This window comes from Pseudosporangium ferrugineum, from assembly GCF_003002065.1.
GTDB lineage: Bacteria > Actinomycetota > Actinomycetes > Mycobacteriales > Micromonosporaceae > Actinoplanes > Actinoplanes ferrugineus_A.
The window spans coordinates 63245-82039 of record NZ_PVZG01000008.1 but is presented as its reverse complement, the minus strand read 5'-3'; the positions used below and the strand labels follow the sequence as shown (position 1 = coordinate 82039).

At 71.2% G+C, this 18795-nt stretch carries 21 protein-coding genes; 8 read left to right on the top strand and 13 right to left on the bottom strand.

Features of this window, described 5'->3' with window-relative positions:
* Positions 1 to 7: 7 nt before the first annotated feature.
* A complete protein-coding gene (locus CLV70_RS18260; RefSeq protein ID WP_106127735.1) occupies positions 8 to 589 on the top strand; it encodes a TetR/AcrR family transcriptional regulator in 582 nt (193 codons plus the stop codon).
* Here the strand turns inward: CLV70_RS18260 and CLV70_RS18255 are convergent.
* The 6 genes from CLV70_RS18255 to CLV70_RS18230 form a co-directional block, all read right to left on the bottom strand.
* The gene (locus CLV70_RS18255; protein WP_106127734.1) at positions 584 to 1156 is read right to left on the bottom strand and encodes an NYN domain-containing protein; all 573 of its coding nucleotides are present in this window, start codon (positions 1154 to 1156) and stop codon (positions 584 to 586) included. The two genes, CLV70_RS18260 and CLV70_RS18255, sit on opposite strands and share 6 nt — an antisense overlap.
* A gap of 64 nt (positions 1157 to 1220) precedes the next feature.
* Positions 1221 to 1808, bottom strand: a complete 588-nt coding sequence (locus CLV70_RS39705; RefSeq protein ID WP_158277777.1) for a phosphoesterase PA-phosphatase — start codon at positions 1806 to 1808, stop codon at positions 1221 to 1223.
* Between the two features lie 10 nt (positions 1809 to 1818).
* Complete coding sequence (locus CLV70_RS18245) at positions 1819 to 2310, bottom strand: SRPBCC family protein (protein WP_106127733.1); 492 nt, start codon at positions 2308 to 2310, stop codon at positions 1819 to 1821.
* Positions 2297 to 2662: an ArsR/SmtB family transcription factor gene (locus tag CLV70_RS18240; RefSeq protein ID WP_106127732.1), complete on the bottom strand. Its 366-nt coding sequence runs from the start codon at positions 2660 to 2662 to the stop codon at positions 2297 to 2299. The genes CLV70_RS18245 and CLV70_RS18240 overlap by 14 nt, the downstream gene beginning before the upstream one ends.
* Before the next feature lie 31 nt (positions 2663 to 2693).
* Positions 2694 to 3317 carry a ribonuclease FAU-1 family protein gene (locus CLV70_RS18235; RefSeq protein WP_106127731.1) on the bottom strand — a complete coding sequence of 208 codons (624 nt, stop codon included), beginning with the start codon at positions 3315 to 3317 and terminating at the stop codon, positions 2694 to 2696.
* A complete protein-coding gene (locus CLV70_RS18230; protein WP_106127730.1) occupies positions 3307 to 3798 on the bottom strand; it encodes a MarR family winged helix-turn-helix transcriptional regulator in 492 nt (163 codons plus the stop codon). Before CLV70_RS18230 ends, CLV70_RS18235 begins: the two co-directional genes overlap by 11 nt.
* A 93-nt stretch (positions 3799 to 3891) precedes the next feature.
* On the opposite strand from CLV70_RS18230, the gene CLV70_RS18225 reads away from it, so the two are divergent.
* The gene (locus CLV70_RS18225) at positions 3892 to 4461 is read left to right on the top strand and encodes an NADPH-dependent FMN reductase (protein ID WP_106127729.1); all 570 of its coding nucleotides are present in this window, start codon (positions 3892 to 3894) and stop codon (positions 4459 to 4461) included.
* 59 nt (positions 4462 to 4520) lie between these two features.
* Here CLV70_RS18225 and CLV70_RS18220 read toward each other — a convergent pair whose 3' ends face one another.
* Positions 4521 to 4979, bottom strand: a complete 459-nt coding sequence (locus CLV70_RS18220) for a lamin tail domain-containing protein (RefSeq protein ID WP_106127728.1) — start codon at positions 4977 to 4979, stop codon at positions 4521 to 4523.
* 272 nt (positions 4980 to 5251) lie between these two features.
* Between CLV70_RS18220 and CLV70_RS18215 the strand changes: the two genes are divergently transcribed.
* Both CLV70_RS18215 and CLV70_RS18210 read left to right on the top strand, forming a co-directional pair.
* Positions 5252 to 6088: a G5 domain-containing protein gene (locus tag CLV70_RS18215; RefSeq protein WP_106127727.1), complete on the top strand. Its 837-nt coding sequence runs from the start codon at positions 5252 to 5254 to the stop codon at positions 6086 to 6088.
* 63 nt (positions 6089 to 6151) lie between these two features.
* The gene (locus tag CLV70_RS18210) at positions 6152 to 6889 is read left to right on the top strand and encodes a Type 1 glutamine amidotransferase-like domain-containing protein (protein WP_106127726.1); all 738 of its coding nucleotides are present in this window, start codon (positions 6152 to 6154) and stop codon (positions 6887 to 6889) included.
* 3 nt (positions 6890 to 6892) lie between these two features.
* Here CLV70_RS18210 and CLV70_RS18205 read toward each other — a convergent pair whose 3' ends face one another.
* The 4 genes from CLV70_RS18205 to CLV70_RS18190 form a co-directional block, all read right to left on the bottom strand.
* On the bottom strand, positions 6893 to 8587 hold the full coding sequence (locus CLV70_RS18205; protein WP_106127725.1) for a ThuA domain-containing protein: 1695 nt from the start codon (positions 8585 to 8587) through the stop codon (positions 6893 to 6895).
* Entirely contained in the window at positions 8584 to 11418 is a 2835-nt protein-coding gene (locus CLV70_RS18200) for a PQQ-dependent sugar dehydrogenase (protein ID WP_106127724.1), read from the bottom strand. Before CLV70_RS18200 ends, CLV70_RS18205 begins: the two co-directional genes overlap by 4 nt.
* Before the next feature lie 217 nt (positions 11419 to 11635).
* Positions 11636 to 11998: a PH domain-containing protein gene (locus CLV70_RS18195; RefSeq protein WP_106127723.1), complete on the bottom strand. Its 363-nt coding sequence runs from the start codon at positions 11996 to 11998 to the stop codon at positions 11636 to 11638.
* Between the two features lie 9 nt (positions 11999 to 12007).
* A complete protein-coding gene (locus tag CLV70_RS18190; protein WP_106127722.1) occupies positions 12008 to 12319 on the bottom strand; it encodes a 4a-hydroxytetrahydrobiopterin dehydratase in 312 nt (103 codons plus the stop codon).
* Positions 12320 to 12543: 224 nt separating this feature from the next.
* On the opposite strand from CLV70_RS18190, the gene CLV70_RS18185 reads away from it, so the two are divergent.
* Positions 12544 to 12939, top strand: coding sequence for a (deoxy)nucleoside triphosphate pyrophosphohydrolase (locus tag CLV70_RS18185; RefSeq protein ID WP_106127721.1), 396 nt, complete (start codon positions 12544 to 12546; stop codon positions 12937 to 12939).
* Here CLV70_RS18185 and CLV70_RS18180 read toward each other — a convergent pair.
* Both CLV70_RS18180 and CLV70_RS18175 read right to left on the bottom strand, forming a co-directional pair.
* Positions 12913 to 14445: a long-chain-fatty-acid--CoA ligase gene (locus tag CLV70_RS18180; protein WP_245908324.1), complete on the bottom strand. Its 1533-nt coding sequence runs from the start codon at positions 14443 to 14445 to the stop codon at positions 12913 to 12915. The two genes, CLV70_RS18185 and CLV70_RS18180, sit on opposite strands and share 27 nt — an antisense overlap.
* A gap of 2 nt (positions 14446 to 14447) precedes the next feature.
* Positions 14448 to 15620 (bottom strand): acyl-CoA dehydrogenase family protein, encoded by a 1173-nt coding sequence (locus CLV70_RS18175; protein WP_106127719.1) that lies wholly within the window; start codon positions 15618 to 15620, stop codon positions 14448 to 14450.
* 55 nt (positions 15621 to 15675) lie between these two features.
* Here CLV70_RS18175 and CLV70_RS18170 point away from each other — a divergent pair, with 55 nt between their 5' ends.
* The 3 genes from CLV70_RS18170 to CLV70_RS18160 are packed head-to-tail and all read left to right on the top strand — an operon-like array spanning position 15676 to position 18778.
* Complete coding sequence (locus CLV70_RS18170; RefSeq protein ID WP_106127718.1) at positions 15676 to 16305, top strand: TetR/AcrR family transcriptional regulator; 630 nt, start codon at positions 15676 to 15678, stop codon at positions 16303 to 16305.
* Positions 16302 to 17696 carry an aldehyde dehydrogenase family protein gene (locus CLV70_RS18165; protein WP_106127717.1) on the top strand — a complete coding sequence of 465 codons (1395 nt, stop codon included), beginning with the start codon at positions 16302 to 16304 and terminating at the stop codon, positions 17694 to 17696. The genes CLV70_RS18170 and CLV70_RS18165 overlap by 4 nt, the downstream gene beginning before the upstream one ends.
* Entirely contained in the window at positions 17693 to 18778 is a 1086-nt protein-coding gene (locus CLV70_RS18160) for an alcohol dehydrogenase catalytic domain-containing protein (RefSeq protein WP_211303804.1), read from the top strand. Before CLV70_RS18165 ends, CLV70_RS18160 begins: the two co-directional genes overlap by 4 nt.
* The last annotated feature ends 17 nt before the right edge of the window (positions 18779 to 18795 follow it).

Here is an 18795-nt window from a genome sequence, read left to right as displayed (position 1 = left end):
GGGACCCGTGATCAGCCGCGTCGAATCAGCCGCCGCCACGCGTCGCGCCCTGCTCGCCGCGGCGGCCGACCTGCTCGATTCCGGCGGCCTCGACGCCGTGACCCTGCGCGCCGTGGGGGCGCGCGCGGGGGTGACCCGGGGAGCGCCCTACCGGCACTTCCCCGACAAGGAAAGCCTGCTCATCGCCGTCGGCACCCAGGCGTGGGAGATGCTCGGACAGCGGATGCAGGCCCTGCGCGCGGACTCCGGGCTGTCACCGGCCGAGAAGGTACGCGGCGGACTCAGCACGCTCATCGACATCGGCCGCCGGCAGCCGCACCTCTACAAGCTCATGTTCAGCAACCCGCCCGGCGACCCCACGGCGCTCGCCCGCGCCGCCCAGCGCAGCCAGACCGAGTTCCTCGCCGTCGTCGCCGACCTGGTCGGCGAGCAGGAGGCCCGGCGCTACGCGGCCCTGCTGATCAGCAGCGCGAACGGGATCGCCGGCATGGAGGCGAGCGGCCTGCTCGCCGACCCCAAATGGGGCGGCGTGACCGCCGCGGACCTCACCGACACCCTGGTCGGCATGATCCGTGCGACGTTCCTATAGGAACGCTTCCGGATCAAAAGAATCGACCGGCATGATCCGTACGCGCGGAAGCACGCTCGTGAAACAGTGCGCGTCGGTTTCCAGGTCGAAGAGCTCCAGCCCGTCCTCGGCCATGGCGGCGAACCCGGCGTTGAAGAACTCGGGAAACCCGACCACCCCCACCCGCCGGTCGTCGTCCTCCAGCAGCCGGGAGAGGTGCGGCAGAAAATCGCCGTCGTGGCTGGCCAGCAGCACATCCCCACGCCGCCGCCCGATGGCGTCCAGGGTGCGCTGGATGCCGATGTCGACCACCTTCTGGCCGGGCGTGCCGGACAGCGGGATCGGCCGGTAGTCCATGGACTGCAACGCCCGGATGAACGGCGTCGGCAACTGCCCCGACGACGCGTTCAGAAAGAACAGCGCCTTCACGGGCTGCGACCACTCCTCGGCGGCGAACGACCGCAGCCGCTCCCACCGCGGCCGCTCGTCCGAGTTGGGCCGCCGCTCGAGAATCTGCTGCCCGAGCGTCGAGTCGATGTTCTCGCCGTCGATGAGCAGGTAGGTGATGGCGCCGCTCGGCTCGCTCATGGTCGTACCAGCCCTTCAGCCGTCGGAGCACGGCCAGACTAGTGCAGCCGGGCTGCTCGGGTGGTCAGCGGAGGGCGGGGAAGACCGTTGCGGCGATCAGGGCGCCGACCGTTGCGCCGGTGAGGACCTGGGCGGGGGTGTGGGCGGAGAGGCGGACCCGGGCCCAGCAGGCCAGCAGGACCAGGGGGATGCCGAGGAGGGCGACCGGGCCGTAGAGGGCGGTCAGGGTCGCTGTGGTGCCCGCCGCGACTCCGGCGTGGATGGACATTTTCCACCAGTGGGTGACCGCGGTGAAGATGATCAGGCCAACGCCGCCCGCGGCGAGGAGGGCGAGGATGTCGCGGGGAGCGCCCAGGGCGAGCAGGGCCAGCAGGCCGGCCGTCACCGAGGCGATGCCGAAGAGCAGGGGTACGCGGCGGTGTTCGCGTTCCGGGATGTGGTGGCTGGTCAGGCGGCCGGTGCGGACGCCGCGGAGGACGTACGCGAGGGGGATGCCGGCGGCGAACAACGCGCCCGGCAGTCCCCACCAGCGGGAGACTCCGGGCGTGTCGCCGGCGTGCCAGCCGACCACGAGCATGAGGCCGGCCACCAGCACCGCGGGGGCGAGGAGCTCGGAGGTCAGGTGGGCGGCGCGGTCCCCGAAGCGTGTCACCCCATGATGATCACATCAGGGCGGCGGCCACCTGCTCGAGCGCGTCCATCGACTCCTGCATGCCGCCCTCCATGCCCGATTCGATGACCGAGTCGCGGCCGGCGCGGTCGCGGTGCTCGCTGAGCATCTCCATGGTGGTGCGTCCGTCCTGCTCGGTCAGGGTGAGCGTGACCAGGGCGGCGTTGCCGTCGGGGTCCGGAATGCCCTCGTACGCCTCCGTGTTGACCAGCCGCCGCGGCTCGTCGATCTCCCGGTATTCGCCGTGGAAGGCGACCTCGAAGCCGCCGTTGGCCTCCATCACGTAGCGCCAGCCGCCGCCGACGCGGAGGTCGACTTCGACGCTGGTGACCGTGCCCTTTTCGCCCGCCCACCAGCGCTTGATCAGCTCCGGTTCGGTGTACGCGCGCCACACCAGCCGGGCGGGTGCGTCGAACTCGCGGGTGATGAGGATCTGGGTGTCGGTGGGGAGGGTGACCTTCGCCGTGCCCTTAGTCGTCGCCATCGGGTGTCTCCGCTTCCTTGAGGTCGTCCTTCTTGAGGTCGTCGAGTACGTCGTCGAGCAGGTCGAACCGTGCGTTCCAGGTCTGCTCGTACTTGCGGAGCCAGTCGTGGATGGATCGCAGCGGTTCGGCGTTGAGGCGGTACATCCGCCGGCGTCCGTCGTCGCGGACGTGCACCAGGTCGACCTCGCGCAGGACGCGCAGGTGCTTGCTGACCTGGGGCTGGGCCAGGCCGAGCAGCTCGACGAGGTCGTTGACGGGCCGTTCGCCCGCCGCGAGAAGGTCGAGGATCTGCCGCCGCCGGGGCTCGGCCACCGCGTTGAACGCGTCCGTCGTGGTTGCCGCTCGTGCCATGGCGGCAATCGTATACCCATAAGGGCATACGTCAAGCCGGTACGTCCCACGTCGCCGGGAGGGCGGCCGGTCCCCAGTCGCGGGTGAAGTCGAGCCAGGAGCCGTCGAACGGGAACTCCGCGGCGTCGGCGAGCTTCGCGACCCGCTCGCCCTCGGCCCGGATGTCGTGCGCGGTGGCCCCGGCGTACGCGGTGGCGAAGTCGTCCTCGTCCTTCCAGAGCCGCCGGCGGTCGGCGGTCACGAGCAGGTCGAGGGTGTGGTCGTGGGAGTCGACGCCGCCGCTCCAGCGCCGGGCGGGGGATTCGAGGTTCACGTACCAGCCCGCGAAGGTGCCGTCGGCGAGCCAGCTCCACGAGACCGCGTGGCCCGCCTCCGGGGGCAGGAGCGTCAGGGACCGGAAGTTCTCGCGTACGGAAGGAGCCAGCATCGTGGGCATCGCCAGCTCGCGGGCCACCGGGAGGTCTCGGGTGGGCGTACCCGAAAGGTCCGTGCGCCGCATCGTGGCCGAGCCGATGTCGCACCACAGGAGCAGGCCGCGCTCGTCGTCGGCGACGACGTGGGCGGCCTGGGCGGAGGCTATCCGGCGGTCGGGGTGCAGGAAGCGGCGGACGACGGTGCTGCCGGGCGCGAAGGCGGGGAAACGGTCATGCGTCACATCCCGCACTGTCGCACGCGGGGCCGACGGGAGCCGTCATCGCGGTGAGCACGGCCGCGAACTGCGGAAGGTCGACGTCGCCGAGGTGGTCGAAGATGCGCCGGCGGACGCTGGCGAGGTGACTCGGCCAGGCCTCCTGGAGGCGGGCCAGGCCGGCGTCGGTGAGCACCGCGTTGAAGCCGCGGCCGTCGCTCTCGCACGGCAGGCGCGCCAGGTAGCCGACGGATTCGAGCTTGGCGGCGAGCCGGGTCATCCCGCTCAGGGACATGAAGCAGGCGGTGGCGAGCTCGCTCATCCGCATGATCCGGCCCGGTGCCTCGGACAGGGTGCGGAGCGTGGCGTACTCGCTCATCGGCATCCGCTGGTCGTGCACGAGGTCGGCGTCGAGCATGCGGGGCAGGACGAGCATCAGCCGGGCGATGGCGCGCATGACCGCCTCCTCGTCCCGGCTCAGCGGCACGGGCGGTGGTGTGGCGGACATGACTTTGATCGTACGGCCTTGACACCCGACCGGCGACAGGTATTTGCTTGACGAAGCAAAAATGCTGACCACCACACATCGGAGCCTCTCACCATGACCAAGATCGGCATCATCCTCGGCAGCACGCGCCCCGGCCGCAACGGCGAGGCCGTCGCGAAGTGGGTCCTGGAGCAGGCGTCGCAGCGCACCGACGCGGAGTTCGAGCTGGTGGATCTGCTCGACTACAAGCTTCCGCACCTCGACGAGGCCATCCCGCCGTCGATGGCGCAGTACACCCAGCCGCACACGCTCGAGTGGGCCGCCAAGATCGCGTCCTTCGACGGGTTCGTGATGGTCACCCCGGAGTACAACCACTCGACCTCGGGCGCGCTGAAGAACGCGATCGACTTCCTCTTCGCCGAGTGGAACAACAAGGCGGTCGGCTTCGTGGGCTACGGCTCGGTCGGCGGCGCGCGGGCCATCGAGTCCCTGCGCCTCGTCGTCGGCGAGCTCATGATGGCGGACGTCCGTGCCGCGGTGACGCTCTCGCTGGCCACCGACTTCGTCAACTACAGCCAGTTCACCCCGGGCGCCCACCAGGCCGGCGCGCTCAGCACGACGCTGGACCAGGTCGTCGCGTGGAGCACCGCGCTGGCCTCGGTGCGCGCCGTGGCTGCCGCCTGATCCTCCCCGGATCCGGCGGGTGGCTGCCGGGGGCTCGGACGCCCCCGGCAGCCGTGCCGTCAGCAGCCGATCCAGGTACGGCCGCTCTTGTAACCCCACGAGCAGGTGTCGAGCTGCGTACCGGACGCGTTGCGCAGGTACGCGGTGTCCCCGTCGTTGTTCCAGATGTAGTTGCCGCTGCCCCAGTAGCGGTCCTTGGTGCCGTTCGTGCCCTTGCCGGTGTGCAGCCAGAGCCGCCCGCCGTTCGCCGCGATCGTCACGTTGCCGAACTTGTACGTGTGGTTCGCCTTGTCGCGGATCGTGTAGCCGTTGAGGTTCACCGCGCGGCTGCCGCTGTTGACCAGCGAGACCCACTCGTTGTTGAGGCTGGTGTTACTGCGGTTGTCGGATCCGGGCGAGTCGTACTGGGCGCCGTGGAACCGCAGCGGGGGTGTCGCCGCCGAGGCCGGACCGCCGGCCATCAGCGAGCCGGCGAGAGCCACCGTTGCCGCCGCGATGATGCTGACCGTTCTGCGCATCTTGCCTCCAATGTCGAGCCAAGCACCCGAATAGATGTCGGTGGGGTGCCCGCACCATTCTCGATCCGTTACGGGTTGCGGTCTCGTCACACAGTGCAGCGGGTCGGACCGTGTCACATACCCGTCGGTCGGGCCACGGTCATCCTTTCGGGTGCGGCGGTGACGCTGGCGCCGCGCGCGGATACCCGCACAATGCTGGGGTGCTAAACCAGACATCTAGTGATTCCTGGCAGCATCTACTCGAAATGCCGCGAAAGTCATTCTGGGCGCGCTTGCCGTTCGGCGTCCGGATGACCACGGCCGGTCTCGGCGTCCTCGCCCTGGTCGCCGGCACCGCGGGCGGAGTGGCAGCCATGACCCGCGACGAGCCGGTCCGCCCGGTCGTCGAGCGGGAGGCCGTGGTGGCCGCTCCCCTGGACATGCCGGCCCGCCCGCCGGCCGCTCGCCCGAAGCAGCTCGCGGGCGAGGTCCGGGACCGGAGGATGACGGTGGCCGAGGACCGGTCCGGGCCGGGCGAAGCCGACCGTACGGCCACCCGCGCCCCGCGGCGCAGCGAACCGTCCGCCGCGCCGGCCGCCCGGGTCGCCGCCGCCGCGCCCGTCGCGCCGAGGCCGGCCGTGCGGACGGAACGGGTCTCGGAGACGCAGACCATCCCGTTCCGCACCCTGCTCGTCCGCGACCCGTCGCTCCCGCCGGGCACCAAGCAGGTGCGGACCCGAGGCGTTCCCGGCGAGCGGGTGCTGCACTACGAGGTGACGTACACCGGGAGCCAGGAGTCCGCGCGCCGGCTCCTCGACTCGACGGTCACCCGGGAGCCGACGAACCGGGTCATCGCGTTCGGCCCCCGGCGCGGCGGCGGCGGACACCACGGCGGCGGCCCCGACCGCGACGGCCGCGGCGACGGGTGCGGGCGCGACGGCTGGGAGTGCGCGCCCGCCCCGCGCGGCGCGAGGTGCAGCGACGAGACCGCGCCCGAGGAGGAGGACCTGCTGGACCAGCACCTGGGCCTGCTCAGCTCGGACGACCTGGACGCGCTCGACCTCACCCTGCCGTGCGAACCCGGGCCCGAGCCGGAGCCCACCGCCTCGAAGCCGCCGGCGAAGAAGTAGGCCCTGCCGTACGGGGCGCGACCTCGTTCCGGGGGGTGGGGGGTCGTGCGCCATGATGGCGCGATGACCGCCGATGAACCCATCATTCTCGCGACCAGCGCCGGCTACGAGCGCGGCCGGTACGGCATCTTCGACCTGCGTCCCGGGCCGATCCACCACTTCGCCGCCGAGCTGGCGAACGCGGGGCCGACGGCCAAGTTCTGCTTCCTGCACCAGGCGGTGGGGGACCCCGAGAACTGGATCGGCGCGACGTACGCGGCCTTTGCCAAGACCGATTACCGGGCGTCGCACCTGCAACTGTTCCCGATGCCGAACCACGACGACATCCGCGCGCACCTGCTCGATCAGGACGTCATCTGGGTCAACGGCGGCAGCGTCGCGAACCTCTGCGCGGTGTGGCGGGTGCACGGGCTCGAGGAGATCCTGCACGAGGCGTGGCAGGCCGGCGTGGTGCTCGGCGGCGTCTCGGCCGGTTCGATCTGCTGGCACGCCGGGGGCAGCACCGACAGTTACGGGCTGGAGCTGCGGGCGTTCACCGACGGGCTGGGCTGGTTGCCGTACAGCAACGGGGTGCACTACGACGCCGAGGAGCAGCGCCGGCCGATGATGCACAAGCTGATCGGCGACGGGACGCTGCCCGACGGGTACGCGACCGACGACGGCGCCGGGCTCGTCTACCGCGGCACCCGGCTGGCCGAGGTCGTGGCCGACAAGGAGGGCCCGCGGGGGTACGAACTGAAGCGGGCAGCGGACGGCTCGGTGACCGAGACGCCGCTGCCCACCCGCGTGCTGTCCTACTGAGAGTTACGGGAGAACCCACTTCTGGTTGGCCGCGCCGGCGATGCAGTCCCAGATGTGGATCTGCTGGCCGTCGGCGGAGCTGTTCTGCGAGACGTCGAGGCAGCGCCCCGACTGCGGGTTGCGGATCGTGCCGTCGGCCTGCGCCGCCCAGGTCTGGGCGCCGCTGCCGTTGCACGTCCAGAGCTGCACCTTGGTGCCGTTGGTCCGGCCGCCGCCCGAGACGTCGAGGCACTTGCCGAGCGCCTTGATCGTGGTGGCCGGGCTGACCGTCCAGTTCTGCGCGGCGCTGCCGTTGCAGGTCCACAGCTGGACCTTGGTGCCGTCGGCGGTGCCGGCGTTGCTGACGTCGAGGCACTTGCCGGCGAGGCCGCGTACCGGGCCGGTGCGGTCGGTCGGCTGGTTGCCGCCGAGCTCCTTGATCCGCACGTTGCGGAACGCCGCGTCGTCGCCGTCGCCGTGGTTCTGCAGGCCGATGTGGCCGGCGAGAGACCGGGCCGGGTTGGTGTTGGTGAAGTCGTTGATCTTCCGGCCGTTCAGGAACACCTGGAGGCGCTCACCCTCGACGAGCAGCTCGTACGTGTTCCACTCGCCGGGCGGGTTCAGCGCGGCGTCCCGGGCGGCCAGGTCCGCCGACTTGAACGTGTAGACCGCGCCGGTGGTGCGGTCCGCCGCGTCGGTGGCGTCGATCTGGATCTCGTAGCCGTTGTCCACCGCGGACCACGGGTCGGTCGACGGCGGGAAGCCGATGAAGACGCCCGAGTTGTCGTCGCCGGCCAGCTTCCAGTCCAGCTTGAGCGAGTAGTTCGTGAACTGCTTGGCGCTGTACCAGAACAGGCCCATGCCGCCGGTCGAGGTGAGGGTCGCGTCGGAGTTGGTGAAGGACCCGGGTCCGGCCTGGGACCAGCCGGTGGTGCTGCCGCTGTAGAGCGCGGTGTATCCCACCTCGGGACGGCAGTCGGCGTTGGCCTGGCCGGCCGCGTACCGGATGCCGCCGAGCAGGTGGGCGCGGAACGCGGGGTCGGCGTACGACTCCTGGGTGTGCCCGCCCCCGGTGTAGAACGAGCGGCCCGAGGAGAGCGTCTTGCACCACGCGTGCGGGTGGTCGGCGCCCATCCCGCCGCCGGAGTACGAGCTCTCGTCCAGGCTGGCGAGCACGTGCGCGGTCGAGCGGGGGTTGGTGCGGTAGTTGTACCACTCGTCCGTACGGTTCCACCGCTGCGGCAGGTGCGCGGTCGACGCCTGCCCGCGGTCCTCGACCACGACGGTGGCCGGCTGGATCGCCGGGTGCGACGCGAAGTAGGCGCCGACCAGCTCGCCGTAGAACGGCCAGTCGTACTCGGTGTCGGCGGCGGCGTGCACGCCCGCGTACCCGCCGCCACCGCGGATGTAGCTCTCGAACGCGGTCTGCTGCGCCGCGTTGAGCACGTCACCGGTGGTGTTGAGGAAGACCACCGCCTCGTAGGAGGACAGCCCGGCCGTGGTGAACACCGCCGGGTCCTCGGTCGCGGTGACCGAGAAGCCGTTCTGCGCGCCCAGGTCCCGGATGGCCTGGGTGCCGGCGGCGATCGAGTCGTGCCGGAAGCCGGCCGTGCGGGAGAAGACCAGCACGTCGTACGGGTCGTCGGCGACGGCCGCCGCGGGGGCGGCGCCCGCCGGGGCGGGTATCAGGAGCAGAGCCGCGAGCAGTTTGCCGATCATGGGAGCACCCACTTCTGGTTGGCCGCGCCGGCGATGCAGTCCCAGATGTGGATCTGCTGGCCGTCGGCGGAACTGTTCTGCGAGACGTCGAGGCAGCGCCCCGACCGCGGGTTGCGGATCGTGCCGTCCGCCTGCGCCGACCACACCTGCGCCGCGGAGTTGTTGCAGGTGTAGAGCTGTGCCTTGGTGCCGTTGGCGGTGGCGCCGCCAGCCACGTCCAGGCACTTGCCGAGCGCCTTGATGGTGGCGCCCGGGGTCACCGTCCAGGTCTGCGCCGCGGAGTTGTTACAGGTGTAGAGCTGGACCTTGGTGCCGTCGGCGGTGGCGCCGCCGGCGACGTCGAGGCACTTGGCGGCCAGGCCGCGGATCGGGCCCGCGCCGCCGGAGGCCGTGCTGTTCAGCGTGAAGGCGTCCACGTCGAACAACGCGCCGCCGCCGGTGCCGCCGGAGAACGTCAGATACAGCGTGCCGGTGGTGGCCGGGGCGCCGCTGATCGTCCCGGTCACGTCCCGGAACGTCTCCCAGCCGCCGGTCACCGGCACGGTGGCCGAGCCGAGGACCGTACCGGTCGGGGAGCCCATGCGGAGTTGCAGCGTGCCGCCGGCGCCGCCGGAGGAGACCCGGGCGGTGAACGAGGTGGCCCGGTCCAGCCGGTACGGCTCGAACGACACCCAGTCCCCGTTGTCGATGTTGCCGACGGTCCTGCCGCCCTCGGCCTGCGTCTTGGTGATCTGGTCGACGCCCGACGAGGCCCTGTAGTGCTCGGCCTGGCGGTGCCGGGGTTGCAGGGTGTGCTGGGTGTGCGTGGTGAGGCCGCCGGCGTCGGTGTACTCGGCGTCGAAGACCGCGAAGATGTTCGCCGCCGAGTCGTGCTCACCGTCGACCGGGATGGTGATCGAGCCGGTGCACCCGTTCTGCGACGTGATCTGGTGGCCGTGGCTGTCGTGGCCCAGGACGTACGTCATCTTGACCTTGGTGCAGTCGATGGACGCGTCCTCCGGGTCGGTGACCGTGATGGAGAACGGGACCGTGTCGCCGTACGCGAAGAGCGATCCGTTGGCCGGGCTGTTGATCTGGACCGTCGGCGCGGTGTTGCCCACCGTGATGGCGACGCTCGCCGTGCCGGTCAGTCCCTCGGCGTCCCGCACGGTGAGGGTCGCCGTGTACCTGCCGTTGGTCGTGTACGTCTTCGTCGGGTTGGCCGCCGTCGAGGTCGTGCCGTCGCCGAAGTTCCACGAGTACGTGAGCGCCCCGTTCTCCGGGTCGGACGAGCCCGCCGAGGAGAACGTGACCGCGAGCGGCGCCTGACCCGACGTACGGTTGGCGCTCGCCACCGCGGTCGGTGCCCGGTTGGAGCCGGCCAGGTAGTCGAAGCGGTAGAGCGCCGAGTTGACGTCGCCGTTGAAGTAGCCGGTGCCGTAGTCGAGCACGTAGAGCGCGCCGTCCGGGCCGAACGCCATGTCCATGACCTGCTTGCCGGCCCAGGGGAACGCGGAGATCTCGCCGACCGAGCCGTCGGCGCCGACGTGGATCGGCTTGATCCAGCCGCGGCCGAGCTCGCCGGCGAAGAAGTGCCCGTCGAGGTCGGCCGGGAACTTGGTCGGCGAGTTGAGGTTCGCGTCGAAGCGGTAGACCGGGCCGCCCATCGGCGACTCGGAGCCGCCGCCGAACTCGGGCGGGGTGCCGCTGTCGCCGCCGTACTTGATCCAGGCCGGCCGCGCCGGGGGCAGCTTGGTCAGGCCGGTGTTGCGGAACGAGTTGTTCGTCGGCCCGCCGGCGCAGTCGTACTTGGGCCCGGTGCTGTTGGCGGCGAAGTTCCACTCGTTGTACGTCTCGGTGGTGGTGTTGGTGCCCGTGCAGTACGGCCACCCGTAGTTGCCCGCGCTGGTGATCCGGTTGAACTCGACCTGCCCGCCGGGGCCGCGGTTGGGGTCGGTGGCGCCCGCGTCGGGACCGTAGTCGCCGAGGTAGACGGTGCCGGTCGCCTTGTCGACGCTCATCCGGAACGGGTTGCGGAAGCCCATGGCGTAGATCTCGGGGCGGGTCTTCGCGGTGCCCGGGGCGAACAGGTTGCCGGCCGGGATCGAGTACGTCCCGTTGGCGTTCACCTTGATCCGCAGCACCTTGCCGCGAAGGTCGTTGGTGTTGCCGGCGCTGCGCTGCGCGTCGTACCCGGGGTTGCGGTCGGTGCGCTCGTCGATCGGCGCGTACCCGGCCGAGTCGAACGGGTTCGAGTCGTCGCCGGTGGAGAGGTAGAGGTTGCCCGCCGCGTCGAAGTCGATGTCGCCGCCGACGTGGCAGCAGAGCCCGCGGTCGGCCGGCACGTCGAGCACGTCGACCTTGCTGCCGGTGTTGAGGCTGAAGTCGGCGTTGAGCGTGTACCGGGAGAGCCGGTTGACGCCCTGCCAGGCGGTCCAGGTGGAGCCGGTGGCCGGGGCGTCACCGGACGGGGTGGACAGCGGCGGCGCGTAATAGAGGTAGATCTGCCGGTTGGTGCTGAACCCGGGGTCGACGCCGACGCCCTGGAGTCCCTCCTCGTCGTGGCCGTAGACGGGGATCGTCCCGACGACGGTGGTGGTGCCGTTGGCGTCGGTACGCCGCAGCGTGCCGTTGCGCGCGGTGTGCAGGACGGACCGGTCGGGCAGGACGGCGAGGGCCATCGGCTCGCCGACCTCGTCGACGCCCTTGGCGAGGGTCACCTGCTGGTAGTCGTCGGGGTCGATGGCATGGGCCCGCGCGGGTGCGGCGACGGCGACGAGCACGCCCGTGGCCAACAGCGCCACCGCGGCTATAGATCGGTATCTGGGCATACGTCGATGTCTGCGAGACATGGAGGTCCGTCCCTTTCCTGACGTTCGGGGGTTGCCAGGCGGGCGACGCGACCCCGGGGATGATCGCGCCGCGGGTAATGAGGGTGTAACGGTCAGGAAACACTAAGCACTTCTGACGCGGGCTGTCCATACTTTCCGACGTGTCGTATGGACTTTCGTCTATGCCGACAAAAAGGTGCGCCGCCCGGCGGGGCGGCGCACCGTGGAAAGCGGGGCGTCAGGACGCGTAGTGCAGGATCACGTTGTGCACGTGGTGGGTCTTCTCGGAGCCGCGGAACTCGACCTCGTAGACGTGCTGGCCGACGGTGATGGCGATGGTGCCGGTGGAGAAGTACTGCCCGGCCCAGCTCTTGTTGCTGACCACGCTCACGCTGCTCACCTTCGAGTACGGAATGCTGGTGATCGCGAAGCGTTTGCCGACGAACGACTTGTCCTGGATGATCACCCGGCGGTCGGTGAGCCCGATGAACCCGGTGCCGACGCCGACCGCGTCGTACACCGCGATGATCTGCTCACCCTCGAGGAGGCCGGAGGCGATCTGCTGGTACTGACCCTTGTTGTCGTACACCGGAGCCGTCATGGATCAAGATTACTGAGGGCCGACCACCGTACGGTACGCATCCTCGATTCGGGCCGCGAGCGTGACCTCACCGTCGGTGATGGCGCCGCCGTCCGCGGCGCCGAGCAGGATCTGCGTGTGACCGTTCGCGCGCTGGATCAGCGGCCGGAGCCGCAACGTGTCGGCCGCGACCTTGATGCGCTCGGTCAGGGCGGCGTGCTGGCTGTCGTCGCACGTGAGGACGCGCTTGAGCTGGACACCGTCCTGGGTCCACCCGCCGAGCACCGCGAGCGCGTCGCTCAAGTAGTCGGAGCGGGTACCCCGTAGTTTCCTGCCCCGCATCGCCGCACCTCCCTGGCGTCGTTGCCGGCTTGTGGCCAAACTGTCGCCGTGTCGTCATGGTCGGTGCCCACAGTCTTGTCTGCGGCGTCAACGATGTCCACGCCCACATATCCGTGTTCTCCCGACGATCGGGACGCATCACTCAACCTGATCGGTTAAGTTTTGTGGCACGCTCTTGGTTCATGCCCCTTGAACAGCACGTCAGCGGCCATTTGTCACGGAGAGTGATTGTTGCCGCCGTGATCGTCATGGACGGCCGGGTGCTGGCCTGCGAGCGTTCCGCCCCGCCCGAGGTCGCCGGGCGCTGGGAATTCCCCGGCGGCAAGGTCGAGCCGGGCGAGACCGACGCCGAGGCGCTGGCTCGCGAGTGCGCGGAGGAATTGGGCGTCCGCGTGGAGGTGGGTGCCCGGGTCGGCCCCGACGTGCCGCTGGCGCACGGCCGCGCCGTCCTGCGCGTCTTCGCCGTGACGCTGCGGGACGGCGACGTGCCGCGGGCCCTGGAACATGCGGACATGCGCTGGCTCGCCGTCGACGAGCTGAACAGCGTGCCCTGGCTGCCCGCCGACGAGCCGATCGTGGCCGAACTGCCGGCGCTACTGGCCGCCGATCGTCCGGCGTAGCTCCCGCTTGAGGACCTTGAAGCTGGGTCCCATCGGCAGCGACTCGGCGAACCGCACCTGCCGCGGATATTTGTGCCGGCCCAGCCGCTCCTTCGACCACTCGATGAGCTCCTCGGCGGTCACGCCGCCGGGGTCGGGCACCACGACCGCGCAGATCTCCTCGCCGTGCACGTCGTCCGGCACGCCGATCACCGCCACCTGCACCACCGCGGGGTGGCGGGCCAGGGCCTCCTCGACCTCGCGGGGATAGACGTTGAAGCCGCCGCGGATGATCAGATCCTTCTTGCGGTCGACGATCGTGATGAAGCCGTCGGCGTCCTTGGTGCCCAGGTCGCCGCTGCGGAACCAGCCGTCGACCACCGCCAGCGCGGTCTCCTCCGGCCGGTTGAGGTAGCCGGCGAAGACGTTGTGCCCGCGGATCACGATCTCGCCCAGCTCGCCGACCGGCAGCAGCTCGATCCGCTCGTCCACCTCGGCGCGGGCGATCTCCACCTCCACGCCCCAGATCGGGTGGCCGATCGTGCCCGCCCGGGTGCCGAAGGCCGGCTGGTTCGTGGTGGCCGTCGGCGACGTCTCGGAGAGGCCGTACCCCTCGAAGATCGTGGCGTGGAAGGTGTCGCTGAACCGCTCGAGCACCGCGACCGGCAGCGACGCCCCGCCGGAGGAACAGATGCGCAGCTCGGGAAGCTTGTCGGCCTTGGCGGCTGCCTCCAGCAGGGCGATGTACATCGTCGGTACGCCGTGGAAGACCGTCACGCCCTCCCGGACCATGAGGTCCACCGCCGCCTCGCCGGAGAACCGCGCCAGCAGCACCAGCGTCCCGCCGGCCCGGAAGGTGCCGTTCATGCCGACCGTCTGGCCGTACGTGTGGAAGAGCGGCAGGCAGCCCAGGACCACGTCGTCGCTGCGGATGTCGTTGCAGTCGAACACGTTCACGGCCGCGTTCAGCACCAGGTTGAGGTGGGTGAGCAGGGCGCCCTTCGGCTCGCCCGTGGTGCCGCTGGTGTAGAAGACGATCGCCACGTCCTCGGCCTCGCGGGACACGTACGTCGGCAGCGGCGCCACCGCGGCGGCCGCGTCCTCCAGCCGTTGCGGCGCCCCGGGCAGCTCCGCCGGCAGCGGCCCTACGCTGACCAGCCGCACGCCGGCCAGCTGCGCCGCGGCGCCCGCGGTCGTGAGCTGGCTGGAGTGCGCGACGAGCACGCTCGCGCCGCTGTCGCGCAGGACGTACGCCATCTCGTCGGGGGTGAGCAGCAGGTGCACCGGGACGACGCGGGCGCCGGCGGCCAGCGCGCCGAAATACACCCGGGGGAAGTCGGTGACGTTCGGGATCAGCACGGCGACGGTGTCGTCCGGGCCGACGCCCAGGTCCTGGAGCCCGGCCGCGTACGCGCGGGCCTGCGCCCAGAGATCCCGGTACGTGGTCCGCAGCGGGCCGTCGACCACCGCGATCTTGTCCGGGTAACGGCGGGCGCCCTCGGCGAGGACGGCGGCCAGCGACAGCATGGTCACGAGAGGTGGCCTCCGATCTTGGTGTAACCCCTGAGCAGGTCGCGCGAGATGATGAGGCGCTGCATCTCGTCGGTGCCCTCGTAGATGCGCATCAGCCGGACCTGCCTGTACCAGCGCTCGATCGGCAGCTCCCGGGTGTAGCCCATGCCGCCGTGCACCTGCATGACCCGGTCCACCACATTGTTCACCATGGCGGCGCCGTACAGCTTGGCCATCGAGGAGGCGTGTCTCGGGTCGGCACCCTGGTCCACGGTCCAGGCGGCGCGCAGGATGAGCCAGCGGGCCGCCTCCAGCTCCACCTCGGAGTCGGCGATCATCCACTGGATCGCCTGGTTCTCGCCGATCCTGCGGCCGAAGGTCTCGCGGGTGTTGGCGTACTCGATCGCCATGCCGAGGGCCCGCTCCGCGATGCCGAGGGCGGTCGACGGGATCAGGTAGCGGCCCTTGCCGATCCACTGCATGCCCAGCTCGAAGCCCTGGCCGATCTCGCCGAGGATGTTGCGCGACGGCACCCGTACGTCCTCGAAGATCAGCGACGCCGGCCCGCCCTCGCCCATGGTCTGGATGAACTCGGAGCGCCAGCCCATCTCCCGGTCGACCAGGAACGCGGTCGTGCCGCCGCCGCGGACGCCCTTTTCCCGGTCGGTCACCGCGACCACGATGACGAAGTCGGCGTCGTTGCCGTTGGTGATGAACGTCTTCTCGCCGTTGAGGACCCAGTCGTCGCCGTCGCGGCGGGCGCTCAGCTTGATGTTCGCCGCGTCCGAGCCGGCGCCGGGCTCGGTGATCGCGAAGCAGGAGATCCGGTCGCCCTCGATCGTGGGCACCAGGTATTCGCGCTTCTGCTCGTCGTTGGCGTAGAAGAGGATGTTGTCCGCCTCGCCGCCGAAGCGGAACTGGACGAACGTGCGCCCGACCTCGGTCCAGATCAGCGACTGCATGACCGCCGGCAGGTTCATGCCGCCGTACTCCTCGGGCGTGGCCAGGCCCCAGAAGCCGAACTTCTTCGCCTTGAGCTGAAGCTCGCGCAGCTCGCTGTGGTCGAGCCCGGGCCGGTGGGCCCGCTCCCGGCGCAGCGCCTCCTGCTCGAGCGGCACGACCTCGCGGGTGATGAACTGCCGGGCGGTGTCGCGGATCGCACGCTCTTCGTCGCTGAGTGAAAAGTCCACGTGCTAAAACTAGCGGTGTAAGTTTTCCGGAGTCCAGGGTTACAGGAGTGTCACATTGGCCCGCCCCCGGCATGCGGTGCTCACCCGGCAGCGGATCGTCGAGGTGGCCGGCGCCCTCGTGGACGCCGAGGGGCTGGAGGCGCTCTCCGTGCGCCGGCTCGCCACCGAGCTCGGGGTCGCCGGGCCGTCGCTCTACAACCACTTCCCGACCAAGAACGAGATCCTGGACGCCGTCGCCGACGCGGTCATCGCCCGGGTGGACGTGTCGTACTTCGGCACCCACGAGTGGCCGGACGCGCTGCGGCTGTGGGCGTACTCGTACCACGCGGCGCTCAGCGCGCACCCGAACATCGTGCCGGTGCTCGCGCAGGGCCCGGGCCGGCGTCCGGCCGCGCTGGCCATGGCGGACACCGTCTACGGCGGCCTGATCGCCGCGGGCTGGCCGCCCGCGCGGGCCACCCACATCGGCGCGGTCCTGCGCTACCTGGTCACCGGCTCGGCGCTCGGCTCGTTCGCGCTGGGCTTCGACGAGGACCCGCAGGTGTACGCCGAACGCTACCCCCACCTGCGCGACGCGCACCTGCTCGCCGAGCACCGCCGCAGCGTGGACGAGGGCGCCTTCGCGCTCGGACTGGAAACCGTGATCACCGGCCTCGAGGCCCTGAAGAACGGAGTGCTGCGATGAACCGGGACACGCTCTACATCGGCGGCCGGTGGGTCGCCCCGGCGTCGGCGGAGACGATCGCGGTCGAGAATCCCGCGACCGAGGAAATCCTGGCGCACGTGCCGGCGGGCACCGGCGAGGACGTGGACCGGGCCGTCGCCGCCGCCCGGGCCGCCTTCGACGGCTGGGCGGCCACCCCGATGGCCGAGCGCGGCGCCGCCCTGGGCAAGGTGCACGAAGCGCTGTCGGCCCGCGCCGCCGACATCGCCCGCACGGTCGGGCTCGAGCTGGGCACGCCGCTCAAGGTCGCCCGGTCGGTCCAGGCGGGACTGCCGCTCACCGTTCTGCGGGGGTACGCCGACCTGGCCGCGCAGCCCGTGCCCGAGGAGACGATCGGCAACTCGCTGATCGTCCGCGAGCCGGTGGGCGTGGTCGGGGCGATCACGCCGTGGAACTACCCCCTGCACCAGGTCGTCGCCAAGGTGGCCGCCGCCCTCGCCGCCGGCTGCACGGTGGTGCTCAAGCCGAGCGAGCTGACGCCGCTGACCGCGTACCTGCTCTTCGACGCGGCCGAGGAGGCCGGGCTGCCGGACGGGGTGCTCAACCTGGTCACCGGCACCGGGCCGGCGGTCGGCGCGGCGCTCGCCGGTCACCCGGACGTCGACATGGTGTCCTTCACCGGTTCCACGGCGACGGGCCGGGCGATCGCGCACGCGGCGGCCGACCGGGTCGCCCGGGTCGCGCTCGAGCTCGGCGGCAAGTCCGCCAACGTCATCCTCGAGGACGCGGACCTGGTCAAGGCGGTGAAGGTCGGCGTCGGCACGGCGTTCCTCAACTCCGGTCAGACGTGTACTGCGTGGACCCGCATGCTCGTGCACCGCAGCCACTACGACGCGGCGGTCGAGCTGGCCGCCGCCACCGCGCAGGGCTACCGCACCGGCGACCCGTTCGACGAGGGGACGCGGCTCGGGCCCCTGGTGTCGGCGGCGCAGCGGGAGCGGGTGCGCGGCTTCATCGAGCGGGCCGGCGCGCGGATGGTCGCGGGTGCTCAGGGCGTACCCGGGAAGGGGTATTTCGTCGCACCCACCGTGTTCGCGGACGTCGACCCGGACAGCGAGCTGGCGCAGGAGGAGATCTTCGGGCCGGTGCTGTCGATCATTCCGTTCGACGACGACGACCACGCCGTGCGGATCGCCAACAACTCCCGCTACGGCCTGGCCGGCGGCGTGTGGGGCAGCCAGGACCGGGCGCTCGCGGTGGCCCGGCGGCTGCGCACCGGGGCGGTCGACGTCAACGGCGGCGCGTTCAACCCGCTCGCCCCGTTCGGCGGCTACAAGCAGTCGGGCATCGGCCGCGAGCTCGGCGTGCACGGGCTCGCGGAATTCCAGGAGACGAAGGCGATCCAGCAGTGACGGCCTACATCCGCGCCCTGGTGGTGCGCCACCCCGGCACGCCCCCCGCGGTCGAGGAGGTGCACCTGCCCGAGATCGGCCCCGGCCAGGTGCGGGTACGCATCCGCGCGGCCGGCGTGTGCCACTCCGACCTGTCCATGGTCAACGGCACGCTGAGCCCGCCGTATCCGCTGATCCTGGGCCACGAGGCGGCCGGCGAGGTGGTCGAGGCGGGCGCGGGCGTCACCCGCGTCTCCCCGGGCACGCCCGTGGCCCTCAACTGGGCGCCGCCCTGCCGCACCTGCTGGTTCTGCACGCGCGGCGAGCCCTGGCTGTGCCCGTCGGCGAACGTGGCGGCGCTGGAGAACGGCAGCACCCTCGACGGCGAGCCGGTGCACGTGACGCTGGGGCTGGGCGCCTTCGCGGAGCAGGTCGTCGTGCCGGAACGCGCGGTCATCCCGGTGCCGCCCGAGCTGCCGTGGGAGAGCGCGGCGCTGCTCGGTTGTGCGGTGCTGACCGGCACCGGCGCGGTCCGCAACACCGCCGCGGTGGCCCCGGGCGACTCGGTGGTGGTGATCGGGCTCGGCGGGGTCGGCCTGTCGGTGGTGGCGGCGGCCCGCGCGGCCGGCGCCGGCCCGGTAATCGCGGTCGACGTGTCCGAGGGCAAGAAGGCGCTGGCCGAGGCGGCGGGGGCGACGGACTTCGTGGTCGCGGGGGATTCGCTCTCCAAGGACGTCCGGACCCGCACGTCCGGCCGGGGCGCGGACCACGCGTTCGAGTGCGTGGGCCGCGCGGCGACGATCCGCGCGGCCTGGCGCGCCGCCCGGCGCGGCGGCCGGGTGACGGTCGTGGGCATGGGCCGCGGCGACGACATGGTCCAGCTCAGCGCCCTCGACATCTTCTCGTCGGCACGCACGCTGCGATCCTCCGTGTACGGGTCGGCGGACCCCGACGTGGAGGTGCCGCAGCTGGCGCGGGACGTGCTCTCGGGAGCACTGAGGCTGGACCACCTGGTGACGGACCGGATCGGGCTGGCGGACGTCCCGGCGGCCTTCGACCGGATGTCGCGCGGCGAAGGAGCCCGCTCGGTCGTCCTGCTGTAGCCGGCCGCCGGTGGTCC

What these genes read in the sequence shown, in the direction of transcription:
- CLV70_RS18255 (WP_106127734.1), bottom strand. Translation starts at nt 1,156, where the DNA reads ATGAGCGAGCCGAGCGGCGCCATCACCTACCTGCTCATCGACGGCGAG.
- CLV70_RS18245 (WP_106127733.1), bottom strand. Translation starts at nt 2,310, where the DNA reads ATGGCGACGACTAAGGGCACGGCGAAGGTCACCCTCCCCACCGACACC.
- CLV70_RS18240 (WP_106127732.1), bottom strand. Translation starts at nt 2,662, where the DNA reads ATGGCACGAGCGGCAACCACGACGGACGCGTTCAACGCGGTGGCCGAG.
- CLV70_RS18230 (WP_106127730.1), bottom strand. Translation starts at nt 3,798, where the DNA reads ATGTCCGCCACACCACCGCCCGTGCCGCTGAGCCGGGACGAGGAGGCG.
- CLV70_RS18225 (WP_106127729.1), top strand. Translation starts at nt 3,892, where the DNA reads ATGACCAAGATCGGCATCATCCTCGGCAGCACGCGCCCCGGCCGCAAC.
- CLV70_RS18220 (WP_106127728.1), bottom strand. Translation starts at nt 4,979, where the DNA reads ATGCGCAGAACGGTCAGCATCATCGCGGCGGCAACGGTGGCTCTCGCC.
- CLV70_RS18210 (WP_106127726.1), top strand. Translation starts at nt 6,152, where the DNA reads ATGACCGCCGATGAACCCATCATTCTCGCGACCAGCGCCGGCTACGAG.
- CLV70_RS18205 (WP_106127725.1), bottom strand. Translation starts at nt 8,587, where the DNA reads ATGATCGGCAAACTGCTCGCGGCTCTGCTCCTGATACCCGCCCCGGCG.
- CLV70_RS18200 (WP_106127724.1), bottom strand. Translation starts at nt 11,418, where the DNA reads ATGTCTCGCAGACATCGACGTATGCCCAGATACCGATCTATAGCCGCG.
- CLV70_RS18195 (WP_106127723.1), bottom strand. Translation starts at nt 11,998, where the DNA reads ATGACGGCTCCGGTGTACGACAACAAGGGTCAGTACCAGCAGATCGCC.
- CLV70_RS18190 (WP_106127722.1), bottom strand. Translation starts at nt 12,319, where the DNA reads ATGCGGGGCAGGAAACTACGGGGTACCCGCTCCGACTACTTGAGCGAC.
- CLV70_RS18180 (WP_245908324.1), bottom strand. Translation starts at nt 14,445, where the DNA reads ATGCTGTCGCTGGCCGCCGTCCTCGCCGAGGGCGCCCGCCGTTACCCG.
- CLV70_RS18165 (WP_106127717.1), top strand. Translation starts at nt 16,302, where the DNA reads ATGAACCGGGACACGCTCTACATCGGCGGCCGGTGGGTCGCCCCGGCG.